At 39.2% G+C, this 6,085-nt stretch carries 4 protein-coding genes and 3 pseudogenes; all 7 read left to right on the top strand.

The window, feature by feature from the left end; genetic code table 11:
* The first annotated feature begins 440 nt into the window (after positions 1-440).
* Positions 441-1,892: a VENN motif pre-toxin domain-containing protein gene (locus A9G47_RS14510; RefSeq protein ID WP_218057466.1), complete on the top strand. Its 1,452-nt coding sequence runs from the start codon at positions 441-443 to the stop codon at positions 1,890-1,892.
* Positions 1,893-1,906: 14 nt separating this feature from the next.
* Entirely contained in the window at positions 1,907-2,440 is a 534-nt protein-coding gene (locus A9G47_RS10765; RefSeq protein WP_065642861.1) for a hypothetical protein, read from the top strand.
* 208 nt (positions 2,441-2,648) lie between these two features.
* Positions 2,649-2,849, top strand: a pseudogene (locus A9G47_RS14690) (hemagglutinin repeat-containing protein); the annotation flags it as partial.
* Positions 2,850-2,936: 87 nt separating this feature from the next.
* The gene (locus tag A9G47_RS14725; RefSeq protein WP_335340270.1) at positions 2,937-4,691 is read left to right on the top strand and encodes a VENN motif pre-toxin domain-containing protein; all 1,755 of its coding nucleotides are present in this window, start codon (positions 2,937-2,939) and stop codon (positions 4,689-4,691) included.
* A 12-nt stretch (positions 4,692-4,703) separates the two neighbouring features.
* Positions 4,704-5,024 carry a hypothetical protein gene (locus A9G47_RS10755; protein ID WP_065580097.1) on the top strand — a complete coding sequence of 107 codons (321 nt, stop codon included), beginning with the start codon at positions 4,704-4,706 and terminating at the stop codon, positions 5,022-5,024.
* 179 nt (positions 5,025-5,203) lie between these two features.
* A pseudogene (locus A9G47_RS14680) lies at positions 5,204-5,401 on the top strand (hemagglutinin repeat-containing protein); the annotation flags it as partial.
* Positions 5,378-6,085: pseudogene (locus A9G47_RS10750) on the top strand (VENN motif pre-toxin domain-containing protein); the annotation flags it as partial. The pseudogenes A9G47_RS14680 and A9G47_RS10750, both read left to right, overlap by 24 nt.

Below are 6,085 nucleotides of genomic sequence, written 5' to 3'. Positions count from 1 at the left end.
GGAACAATTTAACCAATCTGTAAAATTAATAAGGGATTATATTGCAAAGCAGAGTAATCCAACCGAATGGCAAAAAATGGCTCAGGTGGTATGGAATGAAATAGCGGAGCCTTATATTATTAAAGATAATCGTTATCAGCCCAGTTAGATTAATTCCATCTTGAATTTTACATATTAGCAAGTTAAAGGTGACGGTTAACACCGTCACTAAATCCTATAATTCCAATAAAACAAAAGTCTAATAAAACATTAATATCAAAATACTAAACAATAACCAATATTGAATCTTAATCAAACTAAACGGTATATACTCCTGAATAATTTTTACAAAACGAAGTTGTAATTATCTTTTAACTAACGCTTCAAAGGCAATGTCATCACCAATCAATACATCTCAAAATTCCAAAAAAAGTGAGGAACGGTGTTTTTGAAAGCTTAAAATCATAAAAAATAACAGTCTCACCGAAGCAGAAAAACAAAATATCAGCGCATTATCGCAACTAGCAGCAGGCCTTGCCACGGCCAGCGTTGGTGGTGATATGGGTGATGTTGGTGCTTCGATAGCTGCGAGTAAGAATGCGGTTGAGAATAACCGTTTAACTACGCGTAGAGAGAATAAACGAATTAGAAAATTGGCTAAAGGAGATAAGCAGGAAGAATTACGTTATCTAGCAGCAGCATGTGCACTAATTAAATGTTCGTCCGAACTGGCTGATAATGACCCGCAGAAAGCGGTACTCCGAGAACTAGAAAAGTTAGGCAGTAGTGACGAGTTACAAGCATATAGAGAAATGCTTGAAGCTCAAGAACACACAAAAAATAGAACTATATTTGGTATACCTTATCAAAAAAATGAAAAGTTATTTCAGTATACATTTTTTGATGGTATTTTTGATGGTACAAAGAATATTGATAATGAATACAGCATAACCACTCGAGCAGGAGGAGTCCTTCAGATTGGGTTTGCTGCTATCGATGGGTTTGGAGCAGCCGCATTATTACCAGGTTGCAGCTCAGCGGTGGGATGTATACCAAGTGCATATCTAACATGGTCAATGGCTGATAATGGCATAACGGGAGCAATGACCGTTTATTATGGCAAAACTTATCATACGCAAACAGCCGAGGGACTAGCTAAGATATTAGGCGTGTCAGTATCAGATGCTGAATTGTTATTTTCACTTTCAACAGCTGGCGTTACTGCAAAAGGTTTTAGTGATTTAGCCTGGAAAGCGAGAGCTACAGGGCAAAAGTTATCAGCTAAAGAAGTAGAGCAAATAAGTGAGGGTATTAATAGAGTAAAAGCAGGGAAAGAACCCATACTCCCTAACGGTTATACTCAGCAAGGCAATAATATTATAGGGCCTAAAGGCGGCGTTTATACTCATACAGGAAAATTTGATGCCGCAGGTAACCCAATATATACTAATAATGGTGCTTATTACACGTTAGAAAATGGTGTAAAAACGAAGGTACCATCGCCAAATACAGGAAAAACAACCAACGGCCGCCCACATCCATCTACATCAGAAAAAGATGTTGGTGCTAGCTTACCTCCTGATTATAGAAGTCAGGTGAGTTATAAAGATGGTATAGAAGTCCCTCACGGCACAAAAGGAAGTGTAAGACCCGATTTTTGTAATGGCACAACTTGCTCAATAGAAGTGAAAAATTATGATATAGAAAAATATTCTGATAATCTGATTAATAATATTTCTAAACAAGCCATTGAACGACAAAGACATTTACCAAATGGTATGCGACAAGATGTTGTGATAGATGTTAGAGGGCAGCATTTAACGCCAGCGTTAGAGTTCAAAATTAGACAAGGAATCATTCGAAAATCCAATGGAATCATTAAACGAGAACAAATTAGATTTATAGAAGAATAAGGAGTAAATGAATAATGTCAAAAGATACTGGTTTTAGTGGGGGAAGTTCTGTATTTGCTCTAGGCACAGACAGTGATATGAAACTATTTTTTGATTGTATTTCATATTACCTGCTGCCGAAATATCCTAAAGAAGATTGGTCTATTTTAACAGACCGTTTCTATCGTCGATATTTAAAATTAGAAGAGCTAGACACGGCTGAATCTTTAATGAAATTGGTTGAACAAGAGTTTAAACAGTTAGATAGAGAAGCCATTGATTGGGGTCCTATTTTTTCAGGTAAAGCCAAAAGTGATTTAGACAGAACAAAATCAACTTTATATGATATTTTTGAGCGTTACTTTTACGCATTTCATTATTGTGTTGAATCTGCCAAGATAAATTATGAAGGTTTTAAATCAGAACCCGATTATGAGTATGAACCAGTAATGGTATGTATGGCTGAAGTGCCTTATGTTGTTGATTATGGACATATCCCACTATCTGTTTTTGATAACTTAGGAGCAGATGAAAAGCCGATTTGGTGGACAGGAAAAATTCCTAAATAGCGAATATTTTTTTGATTTATTGGTTTTCAGCTTTGGCAAGATATCGCTGAGCTGAAACCAACATCTCATAAAAAGGCAAGAAACAATCTAAAACAAGCTCAACAATAACCCAAAATAAAACAGACCAAACAAAAAAACAAAACAAACGGTATAGACTCCTGAATTATTTTTACAAAATTGGTTGTAATTATCCTCTAACTTCCGCTTTAAAGGCAATGCCAACTTTAGCCGAGAGCGAGAAAATGCGGACGATAGTGCTTGGACAGAAAGCGTGATTGATGCCAAAAACAAACTCACCATCAAAACCGGCAACGACACTAACATCATAGGCGGCCAACTAAAAGGCAACACCGTCAACATGGATGTGGGCAACAACTTAAACCTCCAATCACTGCAAGACACCGACGACTATGATTACGACAAACTCAGCGCCTCGGTCAGTGGCAGTGGTGGTTTTGGTGGCTTTAGTGCCAACGGCTCACTATCAAGCACCAAAATGGACAGTAAATGGGCAAGTGTCACCGACCAATCGGGTATTTTTGCCGGTAAAGGTGGCTTTGACATTAAGGTAGGCAACAACACCGACCTAAAAGGGGCAGTCATCTCCTCGGAAGCCGAAGACCCGAGCAAAAACCGCCTTGATACGGGCACAATAAGCTTTAGTGATATCGAAAACAAAGCGGACTATAAAGTCAGTAGCAGCAGTGCTGGCATTAGCTCCAGTGGCATGCCATCGATGCCAACCAGTCGTAATAAGTCAGAGAAGGCAAACTCGACGACGCAATCTGCGGTATCGGAAGGCACGATTATAATTCGCAATAAGGATGAACAAAAACAGAATATCGATGGCTTAAGTCGAGATACTGAGCAGGCGAATAACGAACTGAAACACATCTTTAACAAAGAAAAAGAGCAAGACATCATAGACCAAACACACTTAGTGAGTGAGATTGGCGGTGAAGCCTTAACCATGCTCAATCATATCGACCGCATAAGCGCAGAATCTGCAGCGAACAAAAAGCTAAAAGAAGAGCAAAAAAAAGCAAAAGAGCAAGGCCTTGTTTTAACCGACGAGCAGGAACAGAAAATCTATGAAAAGGCCTACAACAATGCGATGAACGAAGGGATGTCAGCGATGGGCAGTGACACCCGTCAAGGCGTTGAAATGGCGGTTAACATTATTAATGGGCTAATCACGGGCGACATGACAGGGGCTGTTGCGGGGGCATTAGCACCGAAGATAGCCACCATAATCAAACAACAGACAGAAGGAAACACCGTCGCCAACACAATTAGCCATGCTATACTGGGCGCAGTAGTTGCTGAGCTACAAGGCAACTCAGCCTTAGTGGGAGGTTTAGGGGCAGCAGCGAGTGAACGTAGTGCTGAAGTCATAGCGGGCATTTTATATCCGGATAAAGCAATAACAGAGTTATCGCAAGAAGAGCGACAAAAAATCAGCGCACTATCCCAACTAGCTACAGGTCTTGCCATCGCAGCATCTGGTGGAGATATCCAAGATGTGAATACGGGGATTGCTGCGGGGAAAAATGCGGTTGAGAATAACTATGTAGCTCAAATTGCAAAATCTTCATTAAAGCAAGGTGGCAAAATTTGTATAAAAAATGCCACTTGTCGAACATGGGCAACAGAACAGCTAATTTATGCAGCAGGAACAGTCGGGATTTCATTAAGTGCATCAGATATAGATCTGGATAAACTTGCTAACATAATTGATGACATGAATGATAAAATAAACTTATCATTGGGTGCTATTGGTTATAGTGATTATCTAACAGACAAACTGGTGGATTATGTTTTAAATGACAACAATAAAACCGTTGATGGCTCCTTAAACAGTAATAATATTGCAGGCTCTGGAAGTGTTGCTGCTGGAGGAGCCCCAGGATTACCGCCTGATGATGACGATGATAAATCCAAAGTAGATAATAAGTCAAAGTCGTCTAGTGGTAACCAACAAAATCGTAAAGATATTAATAATTCTTGGGATAAAGGCACATTTGATTCTCCAGAAAAATCATTAAAATATCATTTTGATAAGCATGGTAAAGAAGTTGGTGCTTTAACCCCTGATGAATATTTACATAAAGCTAGAGTGTTTTCCCAGAATCTAAAAGGTGCTAAAAAAGTAAAAATTAATTCACCGACTCCGGGTGTTATTAGGTATTACAAAAATGGGCGATATATTGATAAACTAGGTGATAAAATTATCTCATTTGGTAAACAATAAAGGAAATTAAATATGTGGCATGATTTAATTATTGATAATGTAGTAAAAATTGAAAAAAGTGTTGCTGAATTTGTTATTTGGATGCCCATTTTACCGTACGCAAAAATGAAAATTAAAATTTATGAAAGTTCCTCAAGGCGATACACAGGTATGACTGATTTGGCTATAAAGCGTAAATTTGATAGATATCCAGAGAATGGTTTAGGAAGTGGTGATACGGTTGAAGAGGCTTTAAAAAATACTTTGAAAAATTTTAATGCAATGTTAACAGAAGATGGCTTTGAAGAGTTAACGCCTGAAGATATTGAATACTCGGAATGGTCTGATTTTTAGACCCCACCCTATATTTTGTGTTTTTTCCAGTTAGAGGTGGCAGTTAATCCTGTCACCAAATTTTTATAATTCTTCATGGCACAAAATCAAATCCAACCAAAACAAACCAAACAAAACGGTATAGACTCCTGAATTATTTTTACAAAACGAAGTTGTAACTATCCTCTAACTTCCGCTTTAAAGGCAATGCCAACTTTAGCCGAGAGCGAGAAAATGCGGACGGCAGTGCATGGACAGAAAGCGTGATTGATGCCAAAAACAAACTCACCATCAAAACGGGCAACGACACCAACATCATAGGCGGCCAACTAAAAGGCAACACCGTCAACATGGATGTGGGTAACAACTTAAACATCCAATCACTACAAGACACCGACGGCTATGATTACGACAAACTCAGCGCCTCAGTAAGTGGCAGTGCTGGCTTTGGTGGCTTTAGTGCCAACGGCTCACTATCAAGCACCAAAATGGACAGCAAATGGGCAAGTGTCACCGACCAATCGGGTATTTTTGCTGGCAAAGGTGGCTTTGACATCAAGGTAGGCAACAACACCGACCTAAAAGGGGCGGTCATCTCCTCGGAAGCCGAAGACACCAACAAAAACCGCCTTGATACGGGCACAATCAGCTTTAGTGACATCAAAAACAAAGCGGAATTTAATGTTAGCCATATCTCGGTCAGTGGCGGCACGGGTGGCGCAGGTGCACCAGCGGCATATCAAAACAGTGAAAAAGACTCAAGCATCACCCACTCAGCGGTAGAGCAAGGTCAACTTATCATCCGCAACAAAGACAAACAACAACAGGATATTAATGATTTAAGCCGAGATACGGAGCATGCGAATAACTCACTAAAACCGATATTTGACAAACAAAAAGAGCTCGACAAAATCGAAACGGTAGAGCTTATCAAAGACATAGCCCAACAGACGAAAAGCATAATGGGCAAATATGACCGAATACAGGCACAAAACAAAATAGACAACGACGAAGAAATTAAAAAAGGCCTAAAAGAAAAAACCGAAAAGCAGCTAGAAAAAGAAGAGGTTAAAGCTCAACAA

Origin of the sequence: Gilliamella sp. WF3-4 (genome assembly GCF_001690275.1) — a bacterium.
Taxonomy (GTDB): domain Bacteria; phylum Pseudomonadota; class Gammaproteobacteria; order Enterobacterales; family Orbaceae; genus Gilliamella; species Gilliamella apicola_C.
Note: the sequence above shows the minus strand (reverse complement) of the source record. Positions and strands in the feature narration are given on the sequence as shown.

Coding starts and splice junctions, on each gene's coding strand:
- A9G47_RS10755 (WP_065580097.1), top strand. CDS start 4,704: ATGTGGCATGATTTAATTATTGATAATGTAGTAAAAATTGAAAAAAGT.
- A9G47_RS14725 (WP_335340270.1), top strand. CDS start 2,937: ATGGACAGTAAATGGGCAAGTGTCACCGACCAATCGGGTATTTTTGCC.
- A9G47_RS10765 (WP_065642861.1), top strand. CDS start 1,907: ATGTCAAAAGATACTGGTTTTAGTGGGGGAAGTTCTGTATTTGCTCTA.